At 61.2% G+C, this 24,819-nt stretch carries 28 protein-coding genes and 1 tRNA gene; 9 read left to right on the top strand and 20 right to left on the bottom strand.

What is annotated here, in order from left to right:
* Positions 1-91: 91 nt before the first annotated feature.
* Together IFT57_RS03575 and IFT57_RS03570 are read right to left on the bottom strand one after the other, a co-directional pair.
* Complete coding sequence (locus tag IFT57_RS03575; RefSeq protein WP_122479390.1) at positions 92-406, bottom strand: hypothetical protein; 315 nt, start codon at positions 404-406, stop codon at positions 92-94.
* 101 nt (positions 407-507) lie between these two features.
* Positions 508-1,089 (bottom strand): AAA family ATPase, encoded by a 582-nt coding sequence (locus IFT57_RS03570; protein WP_192150537.1) that lies wholly within the window; start codon positions 1,087-1,089, stop codon positions 508-510.
* Between the two features lie 368 nt (positions 1,090-1,457).
* Here IFT57_RS03570 and IFT57_RS03565 point away from each other — a divergent pair, with 368 nt between their 5' ends.
* Positions 1,458-1,898 carry a VTT domain-containing protein gene (locus tag IFT57_RS03565; protein ID WP_192150535.1) on the top strand — a complete coding sequence of 147 codons (441 nt, stop codon included), beginning with the start codon at positions 1,458-1,460 and terminating at the stop codon, positions 1,896-1,898.
* 77 nt (positions 1,899-1,975) lie between these two features.
* On the opposite strand, the gene IFT57_RS03560 is transcribed toward IFT57_RS03565, so the two are convergent.
* From IFT57_RS03560 to IFT57_RS03530, 7 genes are all read right to left on the bottom strand, one after another.
* Positions 1,976-2,197 (bottom strand): PLDc N-terminal domain-containing protein, encoded by a 222-nt coding sequence (locus tag IFT57_RS03560; RefSeq protein WP_122797192.1) that lies wholly within the window; start codon positions 2,195-2,197, stop codon positions 1,976-1,978.
* Positions 2,198-2,571: 374 nt separating this feature from the next.
* A complete protein-coding gene (locus tag IFT57_RS03555; RefSeq protein WP_244657233.1) occupies positions 2,572-2,748 on the bottom strand; it encodes a hypothetical protein in 177 nt (58 codons plus the stop codon).
* 141 nt (positions 2,749-2,889) lie between these two features.
* Entirely contained in the window at positions 2,890-3,849 is a 960-nt protein-coding gene (locus tag IFT57_RS03550; RefSeq protein WP_192150533.1) for an alpha/beta hydrolase, read from the bottom strand.
* A 49-nt stretch (positions 3,850-3,898) separates the two neighbouring features.
* Positions 3,899-4,921, bottom strand: a complete 1,023-nt coding sequence (locus tag IFT57_RS03545) for a transketolase family protein (RefSeq protein WP_192150879.1) — start codon at positions 4,919-4,921, stop codon at positions 3,899-3,901.
* A complete protein-coding gene (locus IFT57_RS03540; RefSeq protein ID WP_192150531.1) occupies positions 4,918-5,766 on the bottom strand; it encodes a transketolase in 849 nt (282 codons plus the stop codon). The genes IFT57_RS03545 and IFT57_RS03540 overlap by 4 nt, the downstream gene beginning before the upstream one ends.
* 18 nt (positions 5,767-5,784) lie before the next feature.
* Positions 5,785-7,086, bottom strand: a complete 1,302-nt coding sequence (locus tag IFT57_RS03535) for an MFS transporter (protein WP_192150529.1) — start codon at positions 7,084-7,086, stop codon at positions 5,785-5,787.
* Positions 7,087-7,186: 100 nt separating this feature from the next.
* Complete coding sequence (locus IFT57_RS03530) at positions 7,187-7,936, bottom strand: SDR family NAD(P)-dependent oxidoreductase (protein WP_192150527.1); 750 nt, start codon at positions 7,934-7,936, stop codon at positions 7,187-7,189.
* Between the two features lie 190 nt (positions 7,937-8,126).
* Here IFT57_RS03530 and IFT57_RS03525 point away from each other — a divergent pair, with 190 nt between their 5' ends.
* Positions 8,127-9,044 carry a LysR substrate-binding domain-containing protein gene (locus tag IFT57_RS03525; RefSeq protein WP_122797197.1) on the top strand — a complete coding sequence of 306 codons (918 nt, stop codon included), beginning with the start codon at positions 8,127-8,129 and terminating at the stop codon, positions 9,042-9,044.
* Positions 9,045-9,191: 147 nt separating this feature from the next.
* Here IFT57_RS03525 and IFT57_RS03520 read toward each other — a convergent pair.
* The 3 genes from IFT57_RS03520 to IFT57_RS03510 all read right to left on the bottom strand — a co-directional run bounded on the left by IFT57_RS03520 (position 9,192) and on the right by IFT57_RS03510 (position 10,340).
* Positions 9,192-9,265, bottom strand: a tRNA-Gly gene (locus IFT57_RS03520).
* 165 nt (positions 9,266-9,430) lie between these two features.
* Positions 9,431-10,123: a pseudouridine synthase gene (locus IFT57_RS03515; protein ID WP_192150525.1), complete on the bottom strand. Its 693-nt coding sequence runs from the start codon at positions 10,121-10,123 to the stop codon at positions 9,431-9,433.
* 7 nt (positions 10,124-10,130) lie between these two features.
* Complete coding sequence (locus tag IFT57_RS03510) at positions 10,131-10,340, bottom strand: cysteine-rich CWC family protein (protein WP_122797467.1); 210 nt, start codon at positions 10,338-10,340, stop codon at positions 10,131-10,133.
* Between the two features lie 221 nt (positions 10,341-10,561).
* Between IFT57_RS03510 and IFT57_RS03505 the strand changes: the two genes are divergently transcribed.
* Positions 10,562-10,957, top strand: coding sequence for a hypothetical protein (locus IFT57_RS03505; RefSeq protein WP_192050790.1), 396 nt, complete (start codon positions 10,562-10,564; stop codon positions 10,955-10,957).
* Between the two features lie 46 nt (positions 10,958-11,003).
* On the opposite strand, the gene IFT57_RS03500 is transcribed toward IFT57_RS03505, so the two are convergent.
* Complete coding sequence (locus tag IFT57_RS03500; RefSeq protein ID WP_192150522.1) at positions 11,004-12,116, bottom strand: enoyl-CoA hydratase/isomerase family protein; 1,113 nt, start codon at positions 12,114-12,116, stop codon at positions 11,004-11,006.
* A gap of 177 nt (positions 12,117-12,293) precedes the next feature.
* Here IFT57_RS03500 and ung point away from each other — a divergent pair, with 177 nt between their 5' ends.
* Positions 12,294-12,980, top strand: coding sequence for a uracil-DNA glycosylase (gene ung, locus IFT57_RS03495; protein ID WP_192150520.1), 687 nt, complete (start codon positions 12,294-12,296; stop codon positions 12,978-12,980).
* On the opposite strand, the gene IFT57_RS03490 is transcribed toward ung, so the two are convergent.
* From IFT57_RS03490 to IFT57_RS03475, 4 genes are all read right to left on the bottom strand, one after another.
* Positions 12,977-14,014, bottom strand: coding sequence for an AbrB family transcriptional regulator (locus IFT57_RS03490; RefSeq protein ID WP_122713619.1), 1,038 nt, complete (start codon positions 14,012-14,014; stop codon positions 12,977-12,979). The genes ung and IFT57_RS03490 overlap by 4 nt on opposite strands.
* The gene (locus IFT57_RS03485) at positions 14,007-15,521 is read right to left on the bottom strand and encodes a tripartite tricarboxylate transporter permease (protein WP_122479373.1); all 1,515 of its coding nucleotides are present in this window, start codon (positions 15,519-15,521) and stop codon (positions 14,007-14,009) included. The genes IFT57_RS03490 and IFT57_RS03485 overlap by 8 nt, the downstream gene beginning before the upstream one ends.
* A 1-nt stretch (position 15,522) precedes the next feature.
* Positions 15,523-15,981, bottom strand: a complete 459-nt coding sequence (locus IFT57_RS03480) for a tripartite tricarboxylate transporter TctB family protein (RefSeq protein ID WP_056845167.1) — start codon at positions 15,979-15,981, stop codon at positions 15,523-15,525.
* A gap of 153 nt (positions 15,982-16,134) precedes the next feature.
* Positions 16,135-17,118: a Bug family tripartite tricarboxylate transporter substrate binding protein gene (locus IFT57_RS03475; protein ID WP_122713340.1), complete on the bottom strand. Its 984-nt coding sequence runs from the start codon at positions 17,116-17,118 to the stop codon at positions 16,135-16,137.
* A gap of 281 nt (positions 17,119-17,399) precedes the next feature.
* On the opposite strand from IFT57_RS03475, the gene IFT57_RS03470 reads away from it, so the two are divergent.
* Both IFT57_RS03470 and IFT57_RS03465 read left to right on the top strand, forming a co-directional pair.
* Positions 17,400-18,071, top strand: coding sequence for a response regulator (locus tag IFT57_RS03470; protein WP_049860714.1), 672 nt, complete (start codon positions 17,400-17,402; stop codon positions 18,069-18,071).
* Positions 18,064-19,446, top strand: a complete 1,383-nt coding sequence (locus IFT57_RS03465) for a sensor histidine kinase (RefSeq protein WP_122797202.1) — start codon at positions 18,064-18,066, stop codon at positions 19,444-19,446. Before IFT57_RS03470 ends, IFT57_RS03465 begins: the two co-directional genes overlap by 8 nt.
* Here IFT57_RS03465 and IFT57_RS03460 read toward each other — a convergent pair.
* Positions 19,443-20,255, bottom strand: coding sequence for an HDOD domain-containing protein (locus IFT57_RS03460; protein WP_192150518.1), 813 nt, complete (start codon positions 20,253-20,255; stop codon positions 19,443-19,445). The two genes, IFT57_RS03465 and IFT57_RS03460, sit on opposite strands and share 4 nt — an antisense overlap.
* A 53-nt stretch (positions 20,256-20,308) precedes the next feature.
* The gene (gene ygfZ / locus IFT57_RS03455; protein ID WP_192150516.1) at positions 20,309-21,250 is read right to left on the bottom strand and encodes a CAF17-like 4Fe-4S cluster assembly/insertion protein YgfZ; all 942 of its coding nucleotides are present in this window, start codon (positions 21,248-21,250) and stop codon (positions 20,309-20,311) included.
* Positions 21,251-21,376: 126 nt separating this feature from the next.
* On the opposite strand from ygfZ, the gene IFT57_RS03450 reads away from it, so the two are divergent.
* Together IFT57_RS03450 and IFT57_RS03445 are read left to right on the top strand one after the other, a co-directional pair.
* Positions 21,377-21,631, top strand: coding sequence for an FAD assembly factor SdhE (locus IFT57_RS03450; protein ID WP_122479368.1), 255 nt, complete (start codon positions 21,377-21,379; stop codon positions 21,629-21,631).
* Positions 21,615-22,067, top strand: a complete 453-nt coding sequence (locus IFT57_RS03445; RefSeq protein WP_192150514.1) for a protein YgfX — start codon at positions 21,615-21,617, stop codon at positions 22,065-22,067. The genes IFT57_RS03450 and IFT57_RS03445 overlap by 17 nt, the downstream gene beginning before the upstream one ends.
* Here the strand turns inward: IFT57_RS03445 and nadB are convergent.
* Positions 22,036-23,652, bottom strand: coding sequence for an L-aspartate oxidase (gene nadB, locus IFT57_RS03440; RefSeq protein ID WP_192150512.1), 1,617 nt, complete (start codon positions 23,650-23,652; stop codon positions 22,036-22,038). The two genes, IFT57_RS03445 and nadB, sit on opposite strands and share 32 nt — an antisense overlap.
* A 568-nt stretch (positions 23,653-24,220) precedes the next feature.
* Between nadB and rpoE the strand changes: the two genes are divergently transcribed.
* Positions 24,221-24,802, top strand: a complete 582-nt coding sequence (gene rpoE, locus IFT57_RS03435; RefSeq protein ID WP_192150510.1) for an RNA polymerase sigma factor RpoE — start codon at positions 24,221-24,223, stop codon at positions 24,800-24,802.
* Positions 24,803-24,819 lie beyond the last annotated feature (17 nt).

The raw sequence follows: 24,819 nt of genomic DNA, 5'->3' as shown, positions 1-24,819 counted from the left end.
GAAACGCCAACGGCGCGATTCCGGTGACTTTGCAATTGCGCTTGGCAATTTAAAGGACGGAGTTCGCGCCGCTGCAGAGGGTGCGGTGGGCTTATTTGCCGGCGCCGCTGCCGTTGCCGCCACTGTTGCCCGAGCTGCCATCGCCTTTGGTCGCGCCCATCGGGGTAGGGCCACCGTCGGTGGTGCCGGCGTCTGCGCCTTGGCTCATGGAACCGGTCTTGCCGTCAATACCGGTGGCGTTGCCATTGTCGGGCGATTTGTCGGTGCCTGGAATGACCTGCTTGCCCGATGGTGCTTCCGGCGTGGCAGTAGGGTTGCTGTCATTGGATGCCGCAATCGCCGCGAACGACGAGGCCGACAGAAGACCGGCCAGAGCCAGCGAGGCAAGCTTTTTGCTAATCATCATGGTGCATCTCCGCAGTGATTGGGGGTACAAGCATTGGGCCAGCGTCTTGCGCGCAAGGTGCCGTCGAGGCGACGAGCGGCACGTCGCCGTGGCACCTCTTCTCAGCGGTACTGGCGATGAAATCCCGGTGGATGGCTTCGGGCCGAATCAATGGAAATCGGCTGCCCGCGCTTCAGCCAGGCATCCAGGGTCTGGCCAAAGGTGTGATCACTGCAGTCGCGCAGCAGCATCAGTGGAATGTCCAGATGGCGCGCCACCGCTCGCGCGCTGTTACGCTCCTGGTGCTGGAACACCTCGACCTCGGTCGGCGAAGCGTGGCTGGCCGGCAACCGCTTCAACACCGTCCACGGATCGCTCTCCAGCAACACAATCGCCCCCAGGGAAAGCCGCTCGAACGCTGTCAGATCAATGCCCGGTGACCGCGGTCGCTTGCCCATCAACGCAGCGTTTCCCTCCAGCAGCAGTGACTTGCCGCTGGCGGCAATACTGGTGACAGCCAGTTCGAGCGCCTGGCGGTTGCGGTCTCGATTGGTCGCGTAGCGATCATCGCTCCATTTCACACAGGCCAGCACCTGCCTGACCAAGCCCGCCACACTGCTGTGCAACACGCCCCGACGGTGCGCGTAATGCTCGCAATGCCAGGTTTTTCCCACGCCATGAATACCGGCTACCAGGATGATCATGATGGATGTCCTTATCAAGTAAGAGGGTATTACTTGAAAGGATGGGTAACTGGACCGTCAACGTAAGTGTCAGAAATTTCTTCGCAATGTAGGGTAGTTGTCTGATTGAGTTGGGGTAACTCGCTGTTTGATCGAGAAATGAGGGGCACTGGCTGGGAGAGCTTCGCAAGGTTGCGGGCAACGAATCTGTGCTGATAACTGCGCCGTGTCTGCATCTTGTTTATCTGTATAGCTGGTGCTAATGGAACGGTTTGCACACTATGCGCTGCAGCAAAGCTGGTATCTGCTTTGAAACCCGCGAGCTGTTGCGGATATCCCTCATATGAAGCATTCAACCCACCACCAGGCCTGCTACGTGAGATGACAAAGTGTTCGAACTGACCAGCTATGCGAGCCTTTTCATCGTCGCGTTCGGTGCCGCCACGCTGCTGCCTTTGCAATCCGAAGCGGTATTGGTGGGCATGCTTGTTTCGCAACACTACGCAACGGTGTCGCTCGTACTGATCGCCACGGCGGGCAACGTGCTGGGTTCTGTCGTGAACTGGTACCTGGGCCGCTCTATCGAGCGTTTTCGGCACTGCCGTTGGTTTCCCATCAGTGAGCGCCACTTGGATAAAGCACAGAATGCCTACCTGCGCTACGGACACTGGGCACTCTTGTTCAGCTGGGTGCCAGTCATTGGTGACCCCATCACTATGATCGCTGGCGTCATGCGTGAGCCGCTCTGGCGTTTTCTGATCGTGGTCACGCTGGCCAAGGCGTTCCGCTATCTGGCACTGACCGCGATCACGCTTGGCTGGGCGATATGAATGCCTTCAGTCGAGCGCCTGGGAAAGGCGAATTAAATACATCCCAGTCAACGAGTATCAGATGGGTAGGATCGGCATCAGCCTTTGCTGTGTTTATCCGATGTTGGCGCAATGGCAACACCCCTCGGCCCCGCGACGCCCCAGATAGCGAGTCCGACAAGAGGCAATACAAAGATCAGCACCGTCCAGCCCAGCTTCGTGCCGGAGCTTTTGGTGCTTCGCCAGACACTGGTCAGTACCCAAGCGTCCAGCAACAGAACGATCACGGCGGACGCCGCCCAGAAAATCGAGGTTTCCATGGTTTATCACTCTTGAGGAATCACCTACAGGAGAGGGATACCGGTCTGCGCAAGTTCCCGATCATTTCCAGCTGGCGATTGACCGTACGCTTCCGTGCTCGATTTGCATGATGTAGGGGGTGGCGAATCGGCGCCTGTGCATTGGCTGATGATATCCATGAACTGTCGAAGCAGATGGCCCAAGAGTAGTTACGCCGGAGGCGGTGTTCTGCGGAGTATGGCGTTCGGCGTTCGGCGGATAAGAGGCTGAGCGGGGAGAGGGGGGGGAAATCAAAATACTGATCTGCTTCGCTACCCGACTTAGGGCTGAACGAAAAAACCGGCATCCCGCGAGAAATGCCGGTTTTCTTGTTTCCAGCGGATCACCTGAATAGTCAGACGATGAAGTTCACCAACCGGTTAGGTACTACGATCATCCTTCCAGCCCCTTCCAGATGTTTGCTTAACACCGCATGGGACAGCGCCTGGGCACGTATCGTGTCATGGTCGGCGTCGGCCTGGATCAGAATTTCCCCACGCAGCCTGCCATTGACCTGCACCATCATCTTCATTTCGTCCCGCTTCAGGGCGTTGCTATCCGGGGTCGCAGATCGCTCAAAGGAGCGCGAGGGGGCCGCCGCTCGGCCCCTAGTTGCGAAATCAAGGTGGAGCTGTAGGCAGCGCACTGGGGAAGATTGGCGTCTGACTATGCTTCACTTTGCCACTGCAACGTGCAACATCTTGCCAAGTGCCCTCCTCACATCGCTGTTGCTTTGCTCTGTAACGGCCCCTGGGTACTGATCGAACATATGAGGTACGCCGGGGTAGACGTGCATCTCCACCGGAACGCCGGATCGTGACAATTTCAGACCAAACTCTACGTCTTCTTCCAAAAACAGATCCAGCGCGCCAACACCGATGAAGCTTGGTGGAAGGCCCTCAAGATGCGGAGCGAGCGAGGGAGACAATAAATACGCTCGTTCATCATTGGCGTCGTATTCACCTTGCATGCACTGCCAACAGAAATGATTCGCTGCTCGCGACCAACTCACCCTGCCCGTCGACGGGTTATTCATGAGCGATGATGCAGAGCCCGTTCGATGATCAAGCATGGGGTAAATCATGACCAGACCTGCAGCCTTGCGTTGCTCCCTGTCTCTTGCCAACAGCGCCAAAGCGGCAGCGAGCCCGCCCCCTGCGCTGTGGCCCATGATGACTACTTTATGCTCGTCTATCCCTTGAGAAAGTGAGTTGAGATAGATCCAGGTCAGTGCCCTGTAGCAATCCTCGAGGGGCGCCGGAAAAGGATGTTCCGGCGCCAGGCGATAGTCGACTGCAACCACGACGACCTGAAGATCGGCGGCAAGGTCGGCCAGATAGCCGTCCGCCATCTCCGGACAACCCAGAACAAAGCCACCCCCGTGGATGTACAGGATGGCCGGCAATGGTGGGTTCTGGGTCGTTTCGGATCTTGGTCGATGAATGCGCAAACGCACAGGTGGACAGTCGGCATCACTCTCAGTCCATTGTTGCTGACCTTGGGCCGTGTCGGCTGAGGGATAGTCGTTGTGGATATCATCCCGGATGCTTGCAAGGGTTTCTCGAGTCCACTGCCTGGAGGGCTCGGTCAGGAAGAATTCATAGGACGGATCAAGGAGCCTATCTGTGTCCATCAGGCCGTTCCTTCTTTGAATCGGGGGCATACAGCCCCCGAGAAATGAGTCAAAGCCAGCTCTTGATCCGAGCGCATACGGCTCGAGTGGAAATGCCATAACGGTCGTGCAGTGTAGGCAGAGCGCCAGCGTCGAGAAAGGCGTCGGGCAGTGCAATTTGCCGGAATGCGGGCGTCACACCATTGCGCAGCAGGGCAGTCGCCACTGCTTCACCCAGACCACCGATGATCGAATGGTTCTCTGCCGACACGACCAGCCTGCCTGGCTTTCGAGCTTCCGCCAGAATCGTTTGTTCGTCCAACGGCTTGATGGTGGGTACGTGAAGTACCGCCACATCAATACCATCGGCTTGAAGCGCCTTGGCCGCCTCCAGAGCTCGCATGGTCATCAAGCCGGTCGAGACGATCAGAACGTCATTGCCTGTGCGCAGGGTCTTGGCTTTTCCAATCTCGAAGGTGTAGCCATATTCATCCAAAACCAGTGGAACGTTACCGCGCAGCAAACGCATGTACACCGGGCCGTTGTGAGCGGCAATGGCGGGAACGGCTTGCTCGATTTCAAGTGCATCGCAGGGATCGACAATCATCAGGTTCGGCATCGCGCGGAAGATGGCCAGATCATCGGTGGCTTGATGGCTCGGGCCATAACCGGTCGTTAAACCTGGCAACCCGCAGACGATCTTGACGTTGAGATTCTCTTCGGCGATTGCCATGCAGATGAAATCATAGGCACGGCGTGAGGCAAACACTGCATAGGTAGTGGCAAAGGGAACAAAGCCTTCGCGCGCCATGCCTGCAGCGGCACTCATCAGCAGTTGCTCAGCCATGCCCATCTGGTAGAACCGGTCAGGATGCGCCTGCGCGAAGATATGCAGATCGGTGTATTTGGCCAGGTCGGCGGAGAGCCCAACGATATCAGGCCGGTCTGCAGCGAGGGCCGCCAGGGCGTGGCCAAAAGGGGCCGATCGGGTTGCCTGACCTTCAGAAGCAATCGACGCAATCATTGCAGAGGTGGTGAGTTTCTTCTTGGCGGCCACTGGAGCCTGGGCAGTGTCGTTCTTCAAGTCGTTCATACAGTGTCTCCTTCTTCGAGGTGGTTCAAGGCCAGGTTCCACTCATGCTCATCCACGCGAATGAAATGGGCCTTCTCCCGAGTTTCCAGAAACGGCACGCCTCTACCCATTTTGGTATCGCAGATGATCACTCGCGGTTGAGCTTGCGAATGACTGCGTGCGGCATCGAAAGCCTCGACTAACGCGTCCAGATCATTGCCATCCACTCGCTGCGTGAACCAACCAAACGCCTGCCAACGGTCAACGATGGGTTCGAACGCCAGAACTTCGCTGGAGCGGCCATCCGCTTGTTGGTTGTTGACATCCACAATGGCGATCAGATTATCGAGCTTCCAGTGAGAGGCTGACATCACCGCTTCCCAGGTCGACCCTTCGTTCAGTTCGCCGTCGGACAGCAGGTTGTAGATGAACGAGTCAGAACCTTTACGTTTGAGCCCCAGGCACGCACCGACGGCAATGCCCAGACCCTGGCCCAGCGAGCCGCCTGTGATCTCCATTCCAGGGGTGTAGGTTGCCATCCCGGACATCGGCAGGCGGCTGTCATCGGAGCCGTAGGTTTCGAGCTCGTCTAGCGGGATGATTTCCGCTTCGATCAGTGCCGCATACAGCGCAATGGCATAGTGGCCAATGGAGAGATAGAAGCGGTCACGTTGTTCCCATTCGGGGTCGTGGGGCTTGTAGTTCAACGCGTGAAAGTAGGCCACAGCGAGCAAGTCAGCCGCTCCCAATGCCTGACCGACGTAGCCTTGACCTTGAACCTGGCCCATGCGCAGCGCATGACGACGGATATTGAGGGCGCGTTGTGCCAGTGATGTTTCAGAAACCTTGGATGAAATAGCAGTCATTGCATGTACTCCGTTGACTCAACGATTGACCGAAGCGGCGGGGATTCGCAGTACCAGGCAAGCACCCATGCACAGCACGCCGGTGATGAGGTACATCCCTATCGCGCTTGATCCGGTCGTGGTGGTGATCCAGCCAATCAGGTAGGGCGAGCAGAAGCCGGCGAGGTTGGCGAAGCTGTTGATGCCGGCGATTCCCGCAGCGGCAGAAACCCCGCCCAGCAGTGTGGTCGGTAGCATCCAGAACAAGGAGGAGGCAGACAGAACCCCTGCCGCCGCCAGGCAGAGACTCAGGACAGAGACGACCAGGTTTCCACCGAAGATGGCTGCCAACGTAAGGCCCAAGGCCCCTGCGATCATGGGTGCAATCAAGTGCCACCGACGTTCGCGGTGCTTGTCGCCACTTCGGCCCATCAACAGCATTGCCACGATTGCGCACATGTAAGGCAAGCTGGTGACCAAGCCAATGTGCAGGGGGTCGGAAACCCCGGCATTGCGGATCAAGGTAGGTAGCCAGAAGGTGATCGCGTACTGACCCATCACGACACAAAAGTAGATGCACGCCAGCATCCACAGGCGACGGTCGCGCAAAAAATCACGTACCGAACCGTGAGTGACCTTACGACTGTTGTCCTCCGCCAGTTCCTTGTTCACAAGCTCCTTTTCTTCATCGGTGAGCCAAGTGGCCTGGTGTACGCCATCCTTCAGATACGCCAGTACGAAAAAGCCAACAATGACCGTAGGTATCGCTTCGATGACGAACATCCACTGCCAGCCGGCCCATCCATGAAAGCCTGCAAACTTGGCCATGATCAAGCCGGAAAGAGGTCCGCCGATCATTCCTGAAAGTGGAATCGCAATGAACCAGAGCACGGTCATCTTGGCTCGGCGATACGAGGGAAACCAGTAGGTGAGGTAAAGCAGCAACCCCGGCGCCAAGCCTGCTTCAGCAATGCCCAAGAGGAAGCGCAGCAAATAGAATTGCCAGGCCGTTTCCACAAAAGCGAAGAGGGCAGAGATGATGCCCCACGAGATCATGATGCGGGCGATCCATCGACGCGCCCCAACTTTGTGAAGAATCAGATTGCTGGGAACTTCGCAGAGAAAGTAGCCAAGAAAGAACATGCCGGCACCGAGGCCGTACACAGTTTCACTGAGCGACAAGTCGCTCATCATTTGCAGTTTGGCGAAGCCTACGTTCACACGATCCAGATACGCACACAGATAACAGAGCATCAAGAAAGGCATCAGCCGCCAGGCGGTTTTGCGATAAGCGTTCGAGCGCACGGTCGAAACCGCTTCGAGCGTCATGGAAGTCATCATGATTGTCCGATCTCTTGTTTTTATAGACGGCCAGGCGCAGTTGCCCAGCGTGCCATCGATCTAGAACAACACGGGTCAGTGTCGACCCGGTTACCTGTCCTCAGTGGATCAGCATGCCGCCATTGACATCCAGCGTGATGCCGGTGAGGTATGAAGACAGATCGCTTCCAAGGAACAGCGCAGCGTTGGCGACATCTTGAGCCGCGCCGAGGCGACCTAGCGGGATGCCATCGATAATCGCGTGACGACACTCGTCCTGCATCAAGCCCCCAGTGATATCGGTGTGAATCAAGCCGGGAGCAATGGAGTTGACGCGAATGTTGTCCGGCCCGAATTCTCTGGCCATCGCTTTGCCAAGGCCCAATACCCCCGCCTTGGCCGCGCTGTAGTGCGGCCCGCCGAATATGCCGCCGCCGCGTTGAGCCGATACCGACGACATGCAGACGATGCTTCCGCAGGCCTGACTCTTCATGAACGGAATGACGGCTTGAGACATGAGCAAAGTGCCGCGCAAACTTACATCCAACACTCTGTCGTAGTCGGAAGGGCTGATGTCAAGGGTCTTGATCGGCTGGGTGATGCCCGCGTTGTTGACCAGAATGTCTATTCGACCGAAGCGCGCGATGACCTTGTCGACCGCTTGTTTAACTTGATGTTGGTCTGCGACGTTGGCGGCCACTCCCAGATGGCCTTCACCCAACGCCGAAGCGGCGTCGCGCGCGGCAGATTCATCGAGGTCCAGGATGACGACATGGGCACCCTGCTGGGCGAACGTGATGGCAGTGGCTCGACCGATTCCGCGTTCTGATGCAGCACCGGTGATGATTGCAACTTTGCCTTGAAGAAGCATGGAGGAATTCCTGTGATTGTTTTTATGATTCGATTCGAAAATCGATGGTTCAGGGTGTTCCTCGCACGCGCATCCAGCAATATTGCAAGCCTCACTGCTAGCTGAGGAAAATTCACTTCTCGTCACCAGACACGCAGGATGATTGAATAAGACTCGCCCAGAAAATCTCAACAATAAGAGCCGAGTACTTATGCGCGTTCACGACAGTGCGCCCCGGGACCTGCCACCGCTGAGGGCCATTCAAGCCTTCGAGCAAACGGCCCGCTTTGGCAATCTCGCCAGGGCAGCCGAAGTATTGAATCTGACACCCTCAGCTGTCAGCCATCAGTTGGCGAATCTGGAAGCGATGATCGGCCGCCAGCTTTTCGTGCGCGCTGCCCGTGGCGTCACCCTCACCCCGGTGGGCGAGCAGTACCTCAAGGATATTTCCGGTTTGCTGCACAGCCTCGAGGTGGCGACCGAAAGAGCCGCCAGTGACGTGAGTCTCGACTGCCTGCGACTGCACTCGTCTCCAAGCTTCGGCCTGCTTTGGCTGATGCCGCGCCTGGAAGCATTCCGCGTGAGTCACCCCGATATCCAGATCAACCTGTCGTGTTCCTACGAGTCACTGCACTTCAGCCGGGACAAGATCGACGTCGACATACGTCATGGCCTGCCCAACTGGCCCAGCTATGAAGTGCGAACGGTGCGCAACGAAGCCTTTGCGGTGCTGGCTTCTCCACAGTTGTTGGCAAAACGTCCAGTCGCAAGCGCTGGTGACTTGCTGAACAAGGAACTGATCCTCTCGGAAGCGACGCTGCTCCAATGGCCCGAATGGTTCGCACAGCACGGCCTGGCCCGCCCCGAGCATCCCTATGCGTTGAGCTTCGATCGTTCCTACATGACATTGGAGGCTGCAAGCCACGGCCTTGGTTTTGCACTGGAAAGTACGCTGCTGGCACAGAAATATCTCTCGTCGGGCGCACTTGTGGAAGTTGCGCCTGAATCGTTGAGTGCCGCTGTTGCTGCTCACCACTTGGTGTTTCCCAAAGCCCATTCGTCCTTTCCCAGGGTCAGGCGGTTTCTGACGTGGATGGAGGGGGAGATGGGGCATCGGTTTGTGTTTTGAGACTTCGTTTGTGAGTGGCGGATTGAGAGTGGCGTAGGCGGCGTAGAGTGGTCTGGTTCAGTGAACTGGAGCTGAGCAGAGTGGGACGCGCAATGCGCTAATAGGCTTCGCAGTGGGGGATTGTGAGGTTTGGAGGGTCATGAAAACTGGAGCGGGTAGAGGGAATCGAACCCTCAACTAAAGCTTGGGAAGCTTTCGTTTTACCACTAAACTATACCCGCATGACGCGTTGTTTCCGTGCCGCTGGCAGTTCATTGCGAACTCGATTGCCAGCTTGACGACCTCGGTGCGCTGCGTCTTTCGACACCTGCTCCGGGCGGCTGACTTTGTACCAGAAGTGCCTGGCAATTTGAAGCGATAATTTTTGTTTCTCTGCGCGATCCCTCTCAAACCAAACCGATCTCCTCTGCGCTCAAGCTGCGGTACTGGCCGGGTCGCAGGCTGTCATCGAGCATCAGCGCGCCGATGCGCTCGCGGTGCAGCGTGAGCACCTTGTTCTGGAAGTGCCCGAACATCCGCTTCACCTGGTGGTAACGCCCTTCGACGATGCTCAGGCGCGCCAGGCGCGGGCCGAGGATGTCGAGGTGGGCGGGCAGGGTGGTGAGGTCTTCGAAGGCGAAGTAGATGCCCCTGGCGAACGTCTCGACGTAATGGGGTTCGATGACCTGCTCGGTTTCGACCAAGTACACCTTGGGCAGCTTGGTGGCCGGGTGGGTCAGGCGGCGTGACCATTGCCCATCGTTGGTCAGGATCATCAGTCCGGTGGTGTTGAAATCCAGTCGCCCGGCGATGTGCAACTGGTGCTTGTCGGGCACCTCGAGCAGGTCAAGAACGGTGCGATGCTGCGGATCCTGCGTGGCGCTGACGCAACCAGGCGGTTTGTGCAGCATCAGGTAGCGAGCAGGATAGCCGGCCTGCAACAACGCCTGGTCAAGCCGTACTTCGCTGAACTCTGAGACAGCGTGCAGCGGGTCGCGGACCACGCTGCCATCCACCTGTACCCGTCCTGCGATCAAGGCCAGGCGCACCTGCTGCCGGTTGAAACGTTCGAAATTGGAAAGGAATCTGTCCAGACGCATCGCTGCGCTATGCCCCCGATTCAGACAGTTGCTCATTCACCCGAGCGCAGCGCGGACACAAGCAGGCGGCGTTGCGCAGATGCTCGGGCAAAGCCCGCAGCACGGCGGGGTCGATTCTGACCGTGTAGCACCAGCACGGCTGCGCGGCCGTCTTGGCATCGGCCAATGTGCAGTCGTTGCGGCCGCCGCAGGCTGGGCAAAGGCGGCTGTCGGTCAGCGCGAGCGTGGTCATGAGCGATCCGTGAAGGTATGAACGTGGCATTCTACTTCAGCGCCCTGCAGGTCGGCGAAAAGCGTCAACGCAGAACGCTTTGTATCAATTTATTGCCGAGTGAAATGCAGTATCTTTCCTGCTGTCTGAGTTATGCCCAGAACCACCGTTCCGGGTAACGACCAGTCGTGCTGGTTCGATCCCTCTCGCGGTCCAGGAGGCCGCTTATGTCCCCTAGAGCTCTTTTGATCGTGGTATTGGGCTTGTTGACAAGTGCCTGTGTGCCCTATGGAGGGGGAGGTTACTACCGCACCGAAGTCTATTCCGTGGACAGCTCGCCGAGAGGCGGCTACTACCCCTACAGCCAGCCCTATGGTAGCGGTTACTACGTGACGCCGGCGCCGCGCTACTACGAGGGGCCGCGCTACTTTTCTTCGCCACGGTATTACGCGGTGCCGCCACCGCGCTACTACGGTCCGCCGGCGCCGCACTACCGGCCGGGGTTCAGGCCAGGACGCGGACCCGACCCACGTTGGCGCGACGGGCCGGCGCGGCATTACGGCCAGGATTGGAACCGGGGTCGAGGCTCCGACCGCGGCCCGGGCCGTGGCGGTCGACACTAGCCAGCAACGGCGCCCTCAGGGCGCCGTTTTCGTTTTTCACCTGCATTCAGTAATCGCAAAGGTCGGCCAACGGATGACGGCCTTCCCAGGCCTTGCTGAAATGCGCCTCGACCACCGCCTGCGGTACATGGTCGACGTCGGGCCAATGCCAGTGTGGCTGGTTGTCCTTGTCGATCAGGCGCGCACGCACGCCTTCGCTGAATTCGGGATGACGGCAGCAGTTCAGGCTCAGGCTGTATTCCATCTGGAACACCTGAGCCAGCGACAAGTGGCGGGCGCGGGCCAATTGCGCCCAGATCAAGTGCGCTGTCAGTGGACAGCCCTTGGCAAGGTTGCCTGCGGCCTTGGCCAGCAAGGGGTCGTCGTGCCGTTGCCATTGCACCAGTGCATGCCAGGCCCCCGGCGCATCGCTGACGTCCAGCTGGGCGTCGATGGCGGCCCGCCGCGGCAGCCATTGCGCTGCTGGGGCACTGTCGCGCGCATCGTGTTCGAGGGCCTTGAGCAAGCTGTTCAACTGCATGGCTGTCTGCTCCTGCCAGTTCAGCTGCAGCAGGCCGTCGAGCAGGTCCTCGTATTGGTCGTCGCGCATGCAGCGGTCGGCCAGGCCCAGGTCGAGGGCATCGCGGGCGTTGATCTGCGCGCCGGTCATGCCCAGAAACAGACCGAGCTTGCCGGGCATGCGCGAGAGGAATCCGCTGGCGCCGACATCCGGGTACAGGCCGATGGTGATTTCGGGCATGGCCAGGCGGCTGCTCGGCGTGACGATGCGAATGCTCGACGCCTGCAGCAAGCCCATGCCACCGCCCAGTACGTAGCCGTGCCCCCAGCAGATCACTGGTTTGGGGTAGGTGTGCAGGCGGTAGTCGAAGCGGTATTCGGCGGCGAAGAAACGCGCTGCCAGCGGCGGCACTTCGCCGGGGTGGGCGCGGCAGGCCTGGACCAGGCTGCGTACGTCGCCACCGGCGCAAAAGGCTTTCTCGCCTTCGCCGCGCAGCACCACACAGACTACCCGGTCATCCTGCGCCCACTCATCGAATTTTCCCGCGAGCGCTTCGAGCATCGGCAAGGTCAGAGCATTGAGGGTTTTCTCCGCATTGAGGGAGGCGACGCCGATCCGCGCGCCATTGCCGGCGCTGAGTTCTTCGAAATTCAAATCCATCCTGACCTCGCATCAAAAGGGGCGGTCGCTGCGCAGCGATGACCGCGAAGGGCCGGTGTAGGGTTGCAGTGCGCTATCCAGTCTGGATTTGACATTCCGTGTCCGCATTCCTACCGTCCGCCCACTGATTTCCGGTGCCTACTGTTTTCGGGGTGCCTGCTTCTTTTTGGGGAACATATGAGCACAGACGACCGCATCAAACTCGAGCCTAGCTGGAAAGCTGCACTGCGTGAGGAATTCGACAAGCCTTACATGGCCCAGTTGCGCGAATTCCTGCGTCAGGAGCACGCGCTGGGCAAAGAAATCTATCCGCCCGGGCCGATGATCTTCAACGCGCTCAACACCACGCCGTTGGATCAGGTGAAAGTCGTGATTCTCGGTCAGGACCCCTACCACGGTCCGGGCCAGGCGCATGGCTTGTGTTTCTCGGTGCAGCCGGGCATCCCCACGCCGCCTTCGCTGGTGAACATCTACAAGGAGCTCAAGCGCGACCTCAACATCGACATCCCCAAGCATGGCTATCTGCAGAGCTGGGCGGAGCAGGGTGTATTGCTGCTCAACACCACCATGACGGTGGAGAGGGCAAACGCCGCCGCCCATGCCAAGAAAGGCTGGCAGCCGTTCACCGACCGCATCATCGAAGTGGTCAGCGAGCAACAGTCCAGCGTGGTGTTCATGCTGTGGGGCGCGCATGCGCAGAGCAAGCAGAAGCTGATCGACAACAGCAAGCACCTGCTGCTGACCTCTGTGCACCCCTCGCCGCTGTCGGCGCACAAGGGCTTCATCGGCAACGGCCACTTCAGCCGCGCCAACAAATTTCTCGAGCAGAACGGTCTGACCGCCATCGACTGGCGCCTGCCCTAAGGCACCGGCCGACGCTTCTGCCACTGGCGAAACAGCGGTTCAGCCAGAAACAGCACGAACAGCAGGCGCATTACCTGCATCGCTGTCACCAGCGGTACCGACAGCTGCAGCACCTCGGCGGTCAGGCTCATCTCGGCAATGCCACCGGGCATCATGCCCAGGGTCAGCGAGCGCAGGTCGAGGTTGGTCAGGGCACTCAGGGCCAGTGCGCAGCCGCCGGCAATGGCCATGGTCAGAGCGGTGCTGACCAGCGTACGCGCGAGAAACGATGGCGCGCGGCGGAAAAACGCGCGATTGAAGTGACAGCCCAGTCCGCTGCCGATCAGCCACTGGCCGATCTGGCTGCCACCGTCCGGCAGGCCGATGTGCAGATCGAAGCTTACGCTCATGGCAGCGCTGACCAGCAGGGGGCCGAACAGCCAGGGGTTGGGCTGGTCCAGTCGCTGCCAGATCCAGGCCGCCACCCCGGCGAGGGGGAAGATCAACGCCAGCCAGGCCCAGTCGACGCCGCCTTCATGGCTGATGGGTGTGCCGTCGCCCATCAGGAATTTGAACAGCGCCGGCACGCACAGCACCACTGCCAGCACCCGCAGGCTCTGCCCTGCGGCGACGCGGCTGAGGTCGGCGCCGTTGCGCGCGCCCAGGTTGACCATTTCGCCGGAACCGCCGGGCATGCTGGAAAAAAAAGCCGTGGCCCGGTCCTCACCGGTGCGCAGCATCAGCCACACGCCCACGGCACTGGAAACGCTGGTGATCAGCGCTCCGAAAAAAATCAGGCCGAAATGGCCGCCGACCTGCTCCATCACCAAGGGGGTGAAGTGCAGGCCAATCCCTATGCCGACAATCCACTGGCCCAGCTTGCGGCCATTGGGTATTTCCGCCAATTGCCAGGGTGTCAGGCAGCGCACCAGGATGATCGCCAGCAACGAGCCGATCATCCAGGGCAGCGGCCAGCCGATCAGGCTGGCGAGGTAGCCGCCAGCCAGACCGACAAAGGGTGTACCCCACCAGCTGTGCAGGAACCGATCAAACATCGGCAGCGGCACGACGCATGGCAGCGCGCTTGCGCCAGATACGAACCACCGGCAGCAGCAGCATCAGAATGGTCAGGATCCAGACACCTGCGGTGATCGGGCTGCCCCAGAGAATCTGCAGCTCACCGTTGGAAATCGACAGCGCGCGACGCAGGTTCTGCTCCATCAGGCCGCCCAGGATGAAACCGAGCAGGACGGGCGACAGCGGGAAATCCAGCTTGCGCAGGATGTAGCCGAAGATGCCGATACCGATCATCAGGAACAGGTCGAAGGTGGTCGCGTGGACCGCGTAGACGCCGATGCCGGTGATGATGGCGATGACCGGTACCAGTGCCCAGTTCGGCACGGCGAGGATCTTGGTGAAGATGCGGATCATCGGGATGTTCAGGATCACCAGCATGATGTTGGCAATGAACAGCGAGGCGATCAGGCCCCAGACGATGTCCGGTTGCTGTTGGAACAGCAGCGGGCCTGGAGTGATGTTGTACAGCGACAGGGCGCCGATCATCACTGCAGTGGTACCCGAACCCGGTACGCCAAGGGTCAGCATCGGTACCAAAGCGCCGCAGGCGGTGGCGCCAATGGCGGTTTCCGGCGCGGCCAGGCCACGCTTGTCACCTTGGCCGAACTTGCCGCTGGCACCCGCCAGGCGCTTCTCGGTGGTGTAGGCCACGGCGCTGGCCAGGGTGGCGCCTGCACCAGGCAATACGCCCATGATGAAGCCCAGCACGCCGCAGCGGATGTTCACCCAGAACACCGAAGCGGCTTCCTTGAGGTTGAACATCATGCGCCCGGTGGCCGTGACGGCCACGCTGCCGTGGTGAGTCTTTTCCAGCAGCAGGAGGATTTCACTGATCGAGAAAAGGCCCAGCACCAGCACCACGAATTGGATACCGTCGGCCAGATGGATGTTGTCGCCGGTGAACCGGTACACGCCGCTGTTGGCGTCGATGCCGACACTGGACAGGAACAGGCCGATCAGCGCCGCGATGAACGTCTTCAACGGCCTGTCGCCGGCCATGCCGCCCAGGCAGACGATGGCGAACACCATCAGCACGAAGTATTCCGCAGGGCCGAAGGCAATCGCCCATTTGGCCAGGATCGGGGCAAACATGACCATGCCGCAGGTGGCGATGAATGCACCGATGAACGAGCTCCACGCGGACAACGACAGCGCAACGCCGGCCAGACCCTGGCGGGCCATCGGGTAGCCGTCCAGAGTGGTCATCACGGTCGATGCTTCGCCAGGGATGTTGAGCAGGATCGAGCTGATGCGACCGCCGTATTCGCAGCCCAGGTACACCGCCGCCAGCAGGATCAGTGCCGATTCCGGCGGCAGGCCCAGGGCGAAGGCGATCGGGATGAGCAGGGCGACACCGTTGATCGGTCCCAGGCCCGGCAGCAGGCCGACCACGGTGCCGATCAGGGTGCCCGACAGAGCGGTGATCAGGTTGTAAGGGGTCAGTGCAACGCCGAAGCCCTGACCCAGGTAGCCAAGAGTATCCATGTCAGTTCTCCAGAACGCTGAGCAGGCCCAGGGGCAGCGGCACGTCCATGACTTTATCGAAGAGCACGTACAGGCCGATGCTCATCAAGGTGATGATGATCACGCTGGGCACTGCGCGGCCGCCGTACAGCAGGGCCATCGGAATGCCGATCAGGATGCTGCTGAGAATGAAGCCCAGGGGTTCGAACATCCCGGCGAACACCAGCAACAGGCCGATGCACATGGCGATCTTCTTCAGGGTCGGACGGTCCAGCGGCGGTTCTTCCTCGCTGTGCACGATCGGAGTGGGACGAAACACCAGGTACAGCAAGGCCAGGCTCATCAGGCCCAGCATCAGCAACGGGTAGGCGCGTGGGCCTACCGGCTCATAGGAAAAGGGTGCCTGGTAGGGCCAGGCCATCAGTGCCAGACCGGCACAGACAAGCAGCAACAGCAGGGCGAAAAGCCGTTGAACGATCATGATCATGGTCATGTTCCTTCGTGAAGGAGGACGATGGTGGTGTCGGCAGGGAAGCCTTCGCGGGCAGAGATCCGCTCTCACAGTGGACGTGTCTATCCAACCCTGTGGGAGCGGGTCTCTGCCCGCGAATGGCCCCCCGCGGACCCAGGCCGATTACTGAACCAGCCCGAATTCCTTGGCCAGGGTCTTGTACTCGGCGACCTGTTTCTTCACGTAGGTGTCCAGCTCCTGCCCGGTCATGGCGAACGGGAACAGCTCGCGCTGGTCGCGCAGCTTGGCGAATTCTTCGGATGCCAGCAGTTTGTCGAACGCCGCTTTCCACCAGTCGTATTCGGCGTCGGTCACCTTCGGCCCCAGGTAGAAGCCGCGCACCACAGGCCAGACGATGTCGTAGCCCTGCTCCTTGGCAGTGGGGATGTCCTTCATTTCCGGCTCGTCCAGACGCTTGTCGGAGAACACCGCGAGCAGGCGCATGTCACCGCTGAGGATGTGCGGCATGGAGTCGGAGATGTCCGTGCTGCCGACCTGGATGTGGCCGCCGAGCAGGGCCGTGGCGATTTCGCCGCCACCTTCCAGGGCGACATAGCGCAGGTCACGCGGGTTGATCCCGGCGGCCTTGGCGATCAGCGCGGTCTGCATCCAGTCCTGGCTGCCGACGGTGCCGCCTGAGCCGATCACGACTTTGCTCGGGTCAGCCTTGAGTGCCTTGACCAGGTCATCCAGGGTCTTGTAGGGCGAGTCGCTCTTGACCGCGATGGCACCATAGCTGGTGCCTACCGCGGCCAGCCAGCGTACGGCGCTTTCGTCGAAACGGCCGAACTTGCCTTGCGCCAGGTTGAGCAGCGAGCCGCTGGACCATGCCACCAGGGTGCCTGCGTCGGCTGGACGCTGGGCGACCACCGCGTTGTAGGCCACCGCGCCGACGCCGCCGGGCATGTAGGTGACGCGCATGGGTTTGGACAGCAGTTTCTCGTTGACCAGTGCGCTTTGGGCAAGTTTGCAGGTCAGGTCGAAGCCACCGCCAGGCGAGGCTGGGGCAATGCATTCAGGACGTTTGGGTTCTTCCTGGGCAAGCAGCGGGGCACTGATGAACAGGCAGCTGACAGCCAGGGCAAGCGGACGCATGGCGCGGATCATGGGTATTTCTCCATTGTTGTTCTTGTTATCGAAAACGTATCGTGACGTTTGCGTGGCAGGTCTCTACGGACTCGCCTTGCTGAAACCTTATGTTGCGAACCTTTCACCAAGCTTTCAGTGGCGGTCAATCTGCCAAGACTGCTTCACAGTCCGGCACGGGCCTGTAAACTCGGGCACATAAAGCGGTTGATGAGCCTTTCGCAGCTGGCGCTGACAGCAGCGAATACCGTACTACGGCAACATCATCCCGACATAGAAAAGATTGGCCGTGAGGAATACCGATGCGTGTCCTGCTTGTAGAAGATCACCTGCAGTTGGCCGAAAGTGTCGCCCAGGCGCTGAAGGCCACCGGCTTGACCGTCGATGTGCTGCACGACGGGGTGGCGGCAGATCTGGCCCTGGCCAGCGAGGAATACGCCGCCGCGATACTCGATGTCGGCCTGCCCAGGCTCGATGGTTTCGAGGTGCTGGCGCGCCTGCGAGCGCGAGGCAAGAACCTGCCGGTGCTGATGCTCACGGCGCGCAGCGACGTCAAGGACCGCGTCCATGGCTTGAACCTGGGCGCCGACGACTACCTGGCCAAACCGTTCGAACTCACCGAGCTGGAAGCCCGGGTCAAGGCCCTGCTGCGGCGCACCGTACTCGGTGGCGAGCGCCAGCAGCGCTGTGGTCCGCTGGCCTATGACCTGGATACGCGACGCTTCACCCTGGGCAAGGAGCTGCTGACCCTGACCTCGCGCGAACAGGCCGTGCTCGAGGCGCTGATTGCCCGTCCGGGTCGGGTGATGAGCAAGGAGCAGTTGGCGGCCCAGGTATTCGGCCTGGACGAGGAGGCCAGCGCCGACGCCATCGAGATCTATGTGCACCGCCTGCGCAAGAAGCTCGACAAACAACCGATCGCCATCGTCACCTTCCGCGGTCTGGGCTACCTGCTGGAAAGCCGCGATGCGTGAAGTCAGCAGCCTGCGTTGGCGGCTGCTGTGGAACCTCGCCATGCTGCTGGTCTTCCTCATGCTGGCCAGCGGCTTGAGTGCCTACTGGAATGGCCGCGAAGCAGCCGACACGGCTTATGACCGGACCCTGCTGGCCTCGGCGCGCACCATCGCCGCCGGGCTTTCCCAGCGCGACGGCACGCTCAGTGCCGACGTGCCCTACGTGGCCCTGGATACCTTCGCCTACGACAGCGCCGGGCGCATCTACTATCAGGTCAACGACATCGACCACAAGCTGATCTCCGGCTACGAAAACCTGCCGGCGCCGCCGCGCGGCACCCCGCGCACGGACGACTACCCGGCCCTGGCCACATTCTACAGCGGCCGTTATCTGGGGCAGGACGTACGCGTGGTGAGCCTGCTCAAGGCGGTCAGCGAACCAAACATGATCGGCATGGCGGAGATTCGCGTGGCCGAGACCGAAGAGGCGCGGGTGTCGATGGCGCGCAGCCTGATGGCCGACACCTTGTTGCGCCTGGGCATGCTCGGCGGCGGCGCCTTGTTGCTGGTGTGGGTCACGGTCAGCGCTGCCCTGCGGCCCCTGGAGCGCCTGCGCGACGAAGTCGAAGACCGTCAGCCCGACGACCTGCGCCCTCTGCCGCTGGTCGAGGTCCAGCGCGAACTGTGGCCACTGGTGCAGGCCCTCAACCATTTCACCGAGCGCCTGCGTGTCCAGTTCGAACGTCAGGCGCAGTTCATTGCCGATGCTGCCCACGAGCTGCGCACGCCGCTGGCAGCGCTCAAGGCGAGGGTGGAGTTGGGCCTGCGCGCCGAACAGCCGGAAGTCTGGCGCACCACCCTGCAGCAGGCGGTGGAAGGTACCGACAAACTCACCCACCTGGCCAATCAGTTACTGTCGCTGGCCCGCGTCGAGAACGGCGCGCGGGCCATTGCCGAGGGCGGCGCCCAGCGCCTGGACCTGAGCCAGCTGGCCCGCGAACTGGGCATGGCCATGGCCCCTCTGGCCCATGGACGAGGTGTGGCGCTGGCGCTGGAGGCCGACGAGCCCATCTGGCTGCGCGGCGAGCCGACGCTGCTCAACGAGCTGCTCAGCAACCTGGTGGACAACGCCCTCGCGCATACCCCAGCCGGCGGCAACGTCATTCTGCGCGTGCTGGCCCCCGGAGTGCTTGAGGTCGAGGACGACGGGCCAGGCATTCCGGCGGACGAACGCGATCGAGTCTTCGAGCGCTTCTACCGGCGCAATGCGCAGAGCAGCGGAACCGGGTTGGGGCTGGCCATCGTCGGTGAAATCTGCCGCGCACACATGGCGCGCATCAGCCTGCACGATGGCGCCAGGGGCGGCTTGAAGGTGCGCGTCGACTTCGCGCTCTAGTTCAGCAGCGACTGTGCCTGCAGCAGATCGCTGGCCAGCAGCACCGGGCTTTGCTTGATTTCCAGGCGTTGATACGCCGGATGCTCGACCAGGGTCGGCAGGCCCGTATTGTGCGGCAGGCGCAACAGCGTGACGATCATCACCAGATCGCCATAATCGGTTTCCGTGTTATGCCGGTTCAGGTCCAGGAACTGACCGGGCACCTGCGCGAGCATGGCTGGAAAGTCCCACTTGTGCAGAATGTGGTCGCCTATCTGCGGATGGATATGCTCGATCACATGGGTGAGGCTCACCGGGTCCGCGAGCAGCTCGTTGTGCTCCTGGGCATAGGTCAGGATCGGCAATACGCCGATCTGGTGCACCAGGCCGGCGAGGGCGGCGCGGTCGGGCTTGAGCGTGGTGAATCGTCGCGCCAGCTCGGTGCACATGCCGGCCACCTCCAGGCTGGTCCGCCAGGCCTCGCGCATGCGGCTCTGCACAGCAGGCGCGCGGGCGTGGAAGATCTGTTCGATGACCAGGCCGATGGCCAGGTTGCTGCTGTAGTTGACGCCCAGTCGATTGATCGCCGTACGCACGTCGGTGACCTCGAAACTGGCGCGCAGCAGTGGGCTGTTGACTACCTTGAGCAAGCGCGCCGACAACGCTGCGTCCTGAGCGATGACCTGACTCAGACGATTGACGCTGACGTTGTCGTCCTCGGCCGCTTCACGAATTTTCAGGGCGACTTCCGGCATGGTCGGCAAGACCAGCTCGTCACGGTCGATGGCGGCCAGCAAATCCCTTTGTACTGTATCGGCCAGCTGGTTCATTCGACGCCTCGGCATAGCGGGAGAGGGGTGCGCAGGCCCTGCGGCGGGCGATGTCAGCGCTGTATTTCACGGTCTCGATCAAGTGTATAGGGCAAGGTGAGAAGTGCCAGCGCAGGACCTTCGAGACTGCCCAGATGAATGCGACCATCCTCGACCGCGTTGTCCTGCAATACGACCAGAGCCTCGTAGCCCTCGGCCGTCGGTGCGGCCAGGGCAATCTCGCCGATGGCGCTGCCATGCACCGGCGAGAACAGCGCAGTACCCGGTTCCGGGCGTGTCGGGCCGGCCAGTTGCGCGTGGTAGAGGCGTCGCTTGAGTTTGCCCAGGTACTGCATGCGCGCCACGATTTCCTGGCCGGTGTAGCAACCCTTCTTGAAACTCACGCCGCCCACCGCCTGCAGGTTGAGCATCTGCGGGATGAACAGCTCGCGAGTCGGCTCCAGCACCTGGCCGATGCCGGCGCGTATCTGCCCCAGCAGCCAGTCGTCGAGCGAGCCCTGGGCCAGCTGTTCGGCCAGCCGGGCGGCCAGATTCTCGGCCTGCTCGGCAGGCGCCCACAGCTCGGCCCGCGCCGGCGACACGCGCACCGCGATCAGCGCGCCGTGACGTACCACGGCATCGGTGTCCAGGGGCAGGTCCAGGCCCAGCGCGTTCAGCGCGCCATCGCCATGCTGCACGCCGAAGCGCACCCAGGCGTCGCTCTCGTCGGTGAGCTTGGACTTGGAGAACACCGCGTACTTCTTCAGGTCCGCCAATTGTGCTTCGAGCAGGCCGCGGGCCATGGCCAGAACACAGCCATCGCCCTGCAAAAGAATGCGAAAGCTGGACTGCATGCGGCCTTTCTGCGTGCAGCGCGCGCCGAGACTGGCCGTGTGCTCGTCCAGGTAGTTGAGGTTGCAGGTGAGCTGGCCCTGCAGGAACTTGCCGGCGTCCGAGCCGCGAACGGCAAGGACGCCCTCGTGGGTCAGGGTGCAGAACATAGCGCTATCGGACATGGGTCATCGCTGAGTTGAAGGGACTGGACATCATCATAGAGCCCCGCGCCGGGGGAATGCTATCCCCGCCGCCCTGACACCCCACCGACGCCTCTGTATACTGCGCGCCTATTCAAGGAGCCCCCCATGGTCGAAAACGTTGAACTCAACCGGCTTTACTGGCACAGCCGCCGCGGCATGCTGGAGCTGGACGTGTTGCTGGTGCCTTTCGTCAAGGAAGTCTATCCCCACTTGAATCAGGTGGATCGCGACGTCTACGTACGCCTGCTCGAATGCGAAGATCAGGACATGTTCGGCTGGTTCATGGAGCGCAACGAGTCCGATGACCCCGAGTTGCAACGCATGGTTCGGATGATCCTGGATCGTGTCCAGCCCAAGTAACCGCTTCGAATGCCGTTGGCAGCCCTCGCGGCGGCTGCTGGCCGTCTACGTGCTGGCGCAGGCCACGGCGTGGCTGGCAAACCTGCTGATGGATGCACCTATCCTCGTGCACCTGGCGGCCGCCGCGCTGTGCATCGTGCATGCGCTTCACGTATTGCCGCGGCACGTGTTGCTCGTCAGCCCCCACGCCGTGACCGGCCTGCGCCGCGACCGCAGTGGCTGGGCAGTATGGACCGTGGCGGATGGCTGGCAAGCGGCGCAGCTGCGCCCCGACAGCATGGCGCTGCCGCAGGTGGTCGTGCTGCGCTTCCGTCTGGTTGGTCAGCGACGGGTGCGCAGCGCCTGTGTCTTGCCTGACTGCCTGGATGCAGACACCCATCGACGCCTGCGCCTGCGCCTCAAGTTCAGTCGGCGAAGGTGGGCGGTTCCAGGATAGTGTCGTGCGCCTCTGGCAGCAGGTCTGGATAGTCGAGCGTGTAGTGCAGGCCTCGGCTTTCCTTGCGCTGCATGGCTGAAGCGATCATCAGCTCGGCCACCTGCGCCAGGTTGCGCAGTTCGATCAGGTCGCGGCTCACCTTATAGTTGCTGTAGAACTCGTCGATCTCGTCGAGCAGCAGGCGCACTCGGTGCTGTGCGCGCTGCAGGCGCTTGGTGGTGCGCACGATGCCCACGTAGTCCCACATGAAGCGCCGCAGCTCGTCCCAGTTGTGGGCGATGATCACGTCCTCGTCCGAATCGGTCACCTGGCTGGCGTCCCACTGCGGCAACGCTCCGGGCATTGCGACATCGGCCAGGCACGAAACGATGTGCTCGGCGGCGGAGCGCGCGTAGACGATGCACTCGAGCAGTGAATTGCTGGCCATGCGGTTGGCGCCGTGCAGGCCAGTGCAACTGGTTTCGCCAATGGCATACAGACAGGGGACGTCGGTGCGGCCGTGCCGGTCCACCTGCACGCCGCCACAGGTGTAGTGGGCGGCTGGCACCACCGGAATCGGCTGGCGGGTGATGTCGATGCCGAACGTGAGGCAGCGTTGATACACCGTCGGGAAATGGCTGCGGATGAAGTCCGCCGGTTTGTGGCTGATGTCCAGGTACACACACTCGGCGCCCAGCCGCTTCATTTCGTGGTCGATGGCGCGTGCCACGATATCGCGCGGGGCAAGCTCGGCGCGCGAGTCGAAGCGGGGCATGAAACGCTCGCCGTTGGCCAGCTTGAGCAGGGCGCCCTCGCCACGCAGCGCTTCGGTGATGAGAAAGCTCTTGGCCTGGGGGTGATACAGGCAGGTCGGGTGGAACTGGTTGAATTCCAGATTGGCGACCCGGCAGCCCGCGCGCCATGCCATGGCAATGCCATCGCCGCAGGCACCGTCGGGGTTGCTGGTGTACAGGTAGACCTTGGCGGCGCCACCGGTTGCCAGTACGGTGAAGCGCGCCGCGTGAGTGTTCACCGCGCCGCTGCGATGATCCAGCACGTAGGCACCGAGACAGCGGTCCTCCACGCGGCCCAGGCGCCGTTCGGTAATCAGGTCGATGGCCGCGCACTGCTCCATGAGTTCGATGTTGGGCCGCAGGCGCGCCGCTGCCAACAGCGTGTCGAACATCGCCGCGCCGGTGGCATCCGCCGCATGAATGATGCGGCGCTGGCTGTGCCCGCCTTCACGGGTCAGGTGAAAGGGGAAGCCGGTGTGCTCGGGATCCGATTCGTGTTCACGGGTAAACGGCACGCCCAACTCGACCAACCACTGAATCGCCGTCCGGCTGTGCTCTACGGTGAAGCGCACTCCCTCTTCATCGCATAGGCCGGCGCCCGCTTCGAGAGTGTCCTGTACGTGAGCCTCGACGGTATCGGTGTCGGCCAGTACGGCCGCCACGCCGCCTTGTGCCCAAGGCGTCGAGCCATCGCCGAGCCCGCCCTTGCTGATGACCGCAATGCGCAGCGTGTCGGGCAACGCCAGTGCAAGGCTCAAGCCTGCGGCTCCGCTACCGATCACCAGAACATCGTGTTGCAGTTGCTTGCCCATTCGAAGGTCGTCCGCAGGTCGAAATTGAAGTTGCGTGAAGCGCTATCCAGTGTGCCGTTCGTGCCTGTTGTGCACGTCCCGCTGGTATATCCAAGGGGGTAGCGGCACAATAGCGGCACCTTCGACGCACGGCATCCAGCATTTCCCGCTGGTACAGCGCGGCATTTATAGCAGCCGTATCAACGCTTGCGCTATGTGCACAGACAGCTCGACCAGGGCAGCTAAAGCTGAATCACTTCAGTTTTGGGAGCTAACAAGCCGTGCGTGTAGGCCTAAACCTTCGTTTTTGTGGGAACTTTCCAAGAAACCCCGCAATCAATAGAAGGTTGCCTATAAGAAGGAAACAGTGTCGATCAATGGTTGCACCAGCAATGCCTGGATGCGGCGATCGGCGGAAAGATTATCGGCGCAGCCCGGCATGTTCGGGCTGCGCTTTCCGTGCAGGCTTGATCCGGGCCTGCGGGAAACTTGCCTGGAGGGGAGAACTTTTGCGAATAGCCCGAGTCTATGGTTGCAAGCCTGAACGATGGCCTGAGCAGCGCTCCTTCCGGACCCATGAGGAGTGTTCATGCTAACCCAGGAAGAGGATCGGCAGCTGGTCGAGCGTGTACAACGCGGTGATCGGCGAGCGTTTGATCTGTTGGTGCTGAAGTATCAGCACAAGATTCTCGGGTTGATCGTGCGGTTCGTGCACGACACCCATGAAGCCCAGGACGTGGCGCAGGAAGCCTTTATCAAGGCTTACCGCGCGTTGGGCAATTTTCGCGGGGACAGCGCGTTCTACACGTGGCTGTACCGCATCGCCATCAACACGGCGAAGAACTATCTGGTGTCCCGCGGACGCAGGCCACCAGACAGCGACGTAAGTTCCGAGGACGCGGAGTTCTATGACGGCGATCATGGCCTGAAGGATCTCGAGTCACCGGAACGTTCATTGCTGCGCGATGAGATCGAAGGCACCGTCCATCGAACCATTCAGCAGTTGCCCGAAGACCTGCGCACGGCGTTGACCCTGCGTGAGTTCGACGGCTTGAGTTACGAAGACATTGCCAGTGTCATGCAGTGTCCGGTGGGGACCGTGCGGTCGCGGATTTTTCGTGCCCGGGAAGCCATCGACAAAGCCCTGCAGCCGTTGTTGCAGGAATCCTGAGACAGCGGCGATAGCCA

Source organism: Pseudomonas sp. CFBP 13719, from assembly GCF_014842095.1.
Lineage (GTDB): Bacteria > Pseudomonadota > Gammaproteobacteria > Pseudomonadales > Pseudomonadaceae > Aquipseudomonas.
Note: the sequence above shows the minus strand (reverse complement) of the source record. Positions and strands in the feature narration are given on the sequence as shown.

What these genes read in the sequence shown, in the direction of transcription:
- IFT57_RS03560 (WP_122797192.1), bottom strand. Translation starts at nt 2,197, where the DNA reads ATGGAAACCTCGATTTTCTGGGCGGCGTCCGCCGTGATCGTTCTGTTG.
- IFT57_RS03540 (WP_192150531.1), bottom strand. Translation starts at nt 5,766, where the DNA reads ATGACTGCTATTTCATCCAAGGTTTCTGAAACATCACTGGCACAACGC.
- IFT57_RS03480 (WP_056845167.1), bottom strand. Translation starts at nt 15,981, where the DNA reads ATGATCGTTCAACGGCTTTTCGCCCTGCTGTTGCTGCTTGTCTGTGCC.
- IFT57_RS03545 (WP_192150879.1), bottom strand. Translation starts at nt 4,921, where the DNA reads ATGAACGACTTGAAGAACGACACTGCCCAGGCTCCAGTGGCCGCCAAG.
- IFT57_RS03575 (WP_122479390.1), bottom strand. Translation starts at nt 406, where the DNA reads ATGATGATTAGCAAAAAGCTTGCCTCGCTGGCTCTGGCCGGTCTTCTG.
- IFT57_RS03525 (WP_122797197.1), top strand. Translation starts at nt 8,127, where the DNA reads ATGCGCGTTCACGACAGTGCGCCCCGGGACCTGCCACCGCTGAGGGCC.
- IFT57_RS03570 (WP_192150537.1), bottom strand. Translation starts at nt 1,089, where the DNA reads ATGATCATCCTGGTAGCCGGTATTCATGGCGTGGGAAAAACCTGGCAT.
- IFT57_RS03555 (WP_244657233.1), bottom strand. Translation starts at nt 2,748, where the DNA reads ATGAAGATGATGGTGCAGGTCAATGGCAGGCTGCGTGGGGAAATTCTG.
- nadB (WP_192150512.1), bottom strand. Translation starts at nt 23,652, where the DNA reads ATGGGCAAGCAACTGCAACACGATGTTCTGGTGATCGGTAGCGGAGCC.
- IFT57_RS03490 (WP_122713619.1), bottom strand. Translation starts at nt 14,014, where the DNA reads ATGTTTGATCGGTTCCTGCACAGCTGGTGGGGTACACCCTTTGTCGGT.
- IFT57_RS03475 (WP_122713340.1), bottom strand. Translation starts at nt 17,118, where the DNA reads ATGATCCGCGCCATGCGTCCGCTTGCCCTGGCTGTCAGCTGCCTGTTC.
- IFT57_RS03470 (WP_049860714.1), top strand. Translation starts at nt 17,400, where the DNA reads ATGCGTGTCCTGCTTGTAGAAGATCACCTGCAGTTGGCCGAAAGTGTC.
- IFT57_RS03465 (WP_122797202.1), top strand. Translation starts at nt 18,064, where the DNA reads ATGCGTGAAGTCAGCAGCCTGCGTTGGCGGCTGCTGTGGAACCTCGCC.
- IFT57_RS03485 (WP_122479373.1), bottom strand. Translation starts at nt 15,521, where the DNA reads ATGGATACTCTTGGCTACCTGGGTCAGGGCTTCGGCGTTGCACTGACC.
- IFT57_RS03530 (WP_192150527.1), bottom strand. Translation starts at nt 7,936, where the DNA reads ATGCTTCTTCAAGGCAAAGTTGCAATCATCACCGGTGCTGCATCAGAA.
- IFT57_RS03550 (WP_192150533.1), bottom strand. Translation starts at nt 3,849, where the DNA reads ATGGACACAGATAGGCTCCTTGATCCGTCCTATGAATTCTTCCTGACC.
- IFT57_RS03450 (WP_122479368.1), top strand. Translation starts at nt 21,377, where the DNA reads ATGGTCGAAAACGTTGAACTCAACCGGCTTTACTGGCACAGCCGCCGC.
- IFT57_RS03505 (WP_192050790.1), top strand. Translation starts at nt 10,562, where the DNA reads ATGTCCCCTAGAGCTCTTTTGATCGTGGTATTGGGCTTGTTGACAAGT.
- IFT57_RS03460 (WP_192150518.1), bottom strand. Translation starts at nt 20,255, where the DNA reads ATGAACCAGCTGGCCGATACAGTACAAAGGGATTTGCTGGCCGCCATC.
- IFT57_RS03535 (WP_192150529.1), bottom strand. Translation starts at nt 7,086, where the DNA reads ATGATGACTTCCATGACGCTCGAAGCGGTTTCGACCGTGCGCTCGAAC.
- IFT57_RS03515 (WP_192150525.1), bottom strand. Translation starts at nt 10,123, where the DNA reads ATGCGTCTGGACAGATTCCTTTCCAATTTCGAACGTTTCAACCGGCAG.
- ung (WP_192150520.1), top strand. Translation starts at nt 12,294, where the DNA reads ATGAGCACAGACGACCGCATCAAACTCGAGCCTAGCTGGAAAGCTGCA.
- IFT57_RS03500 (WP_192150522.1), bottom strand. Translation starts at nt 12,116, where the DNA reads ATGGATTTGAATTTCGAAGAACTCAGCGCCGGCAATGGCGCGCGGATC.
- ygfZ (WP_192150516.1), bottom strand. Translation starts at nt 21,250, where the DNA reads ATGTCCGATAGCGCTATGTTCTGCACCCTGACCCACGAGGGCGTCCTT.
- rpoE (WP_192150510.1), top strand. Translation starts at nt 24,221, where the DNA reads ATGCTAACCCAGGAAGAGGATCGGCAGCTGGTCGAGCGTGTACAACGC.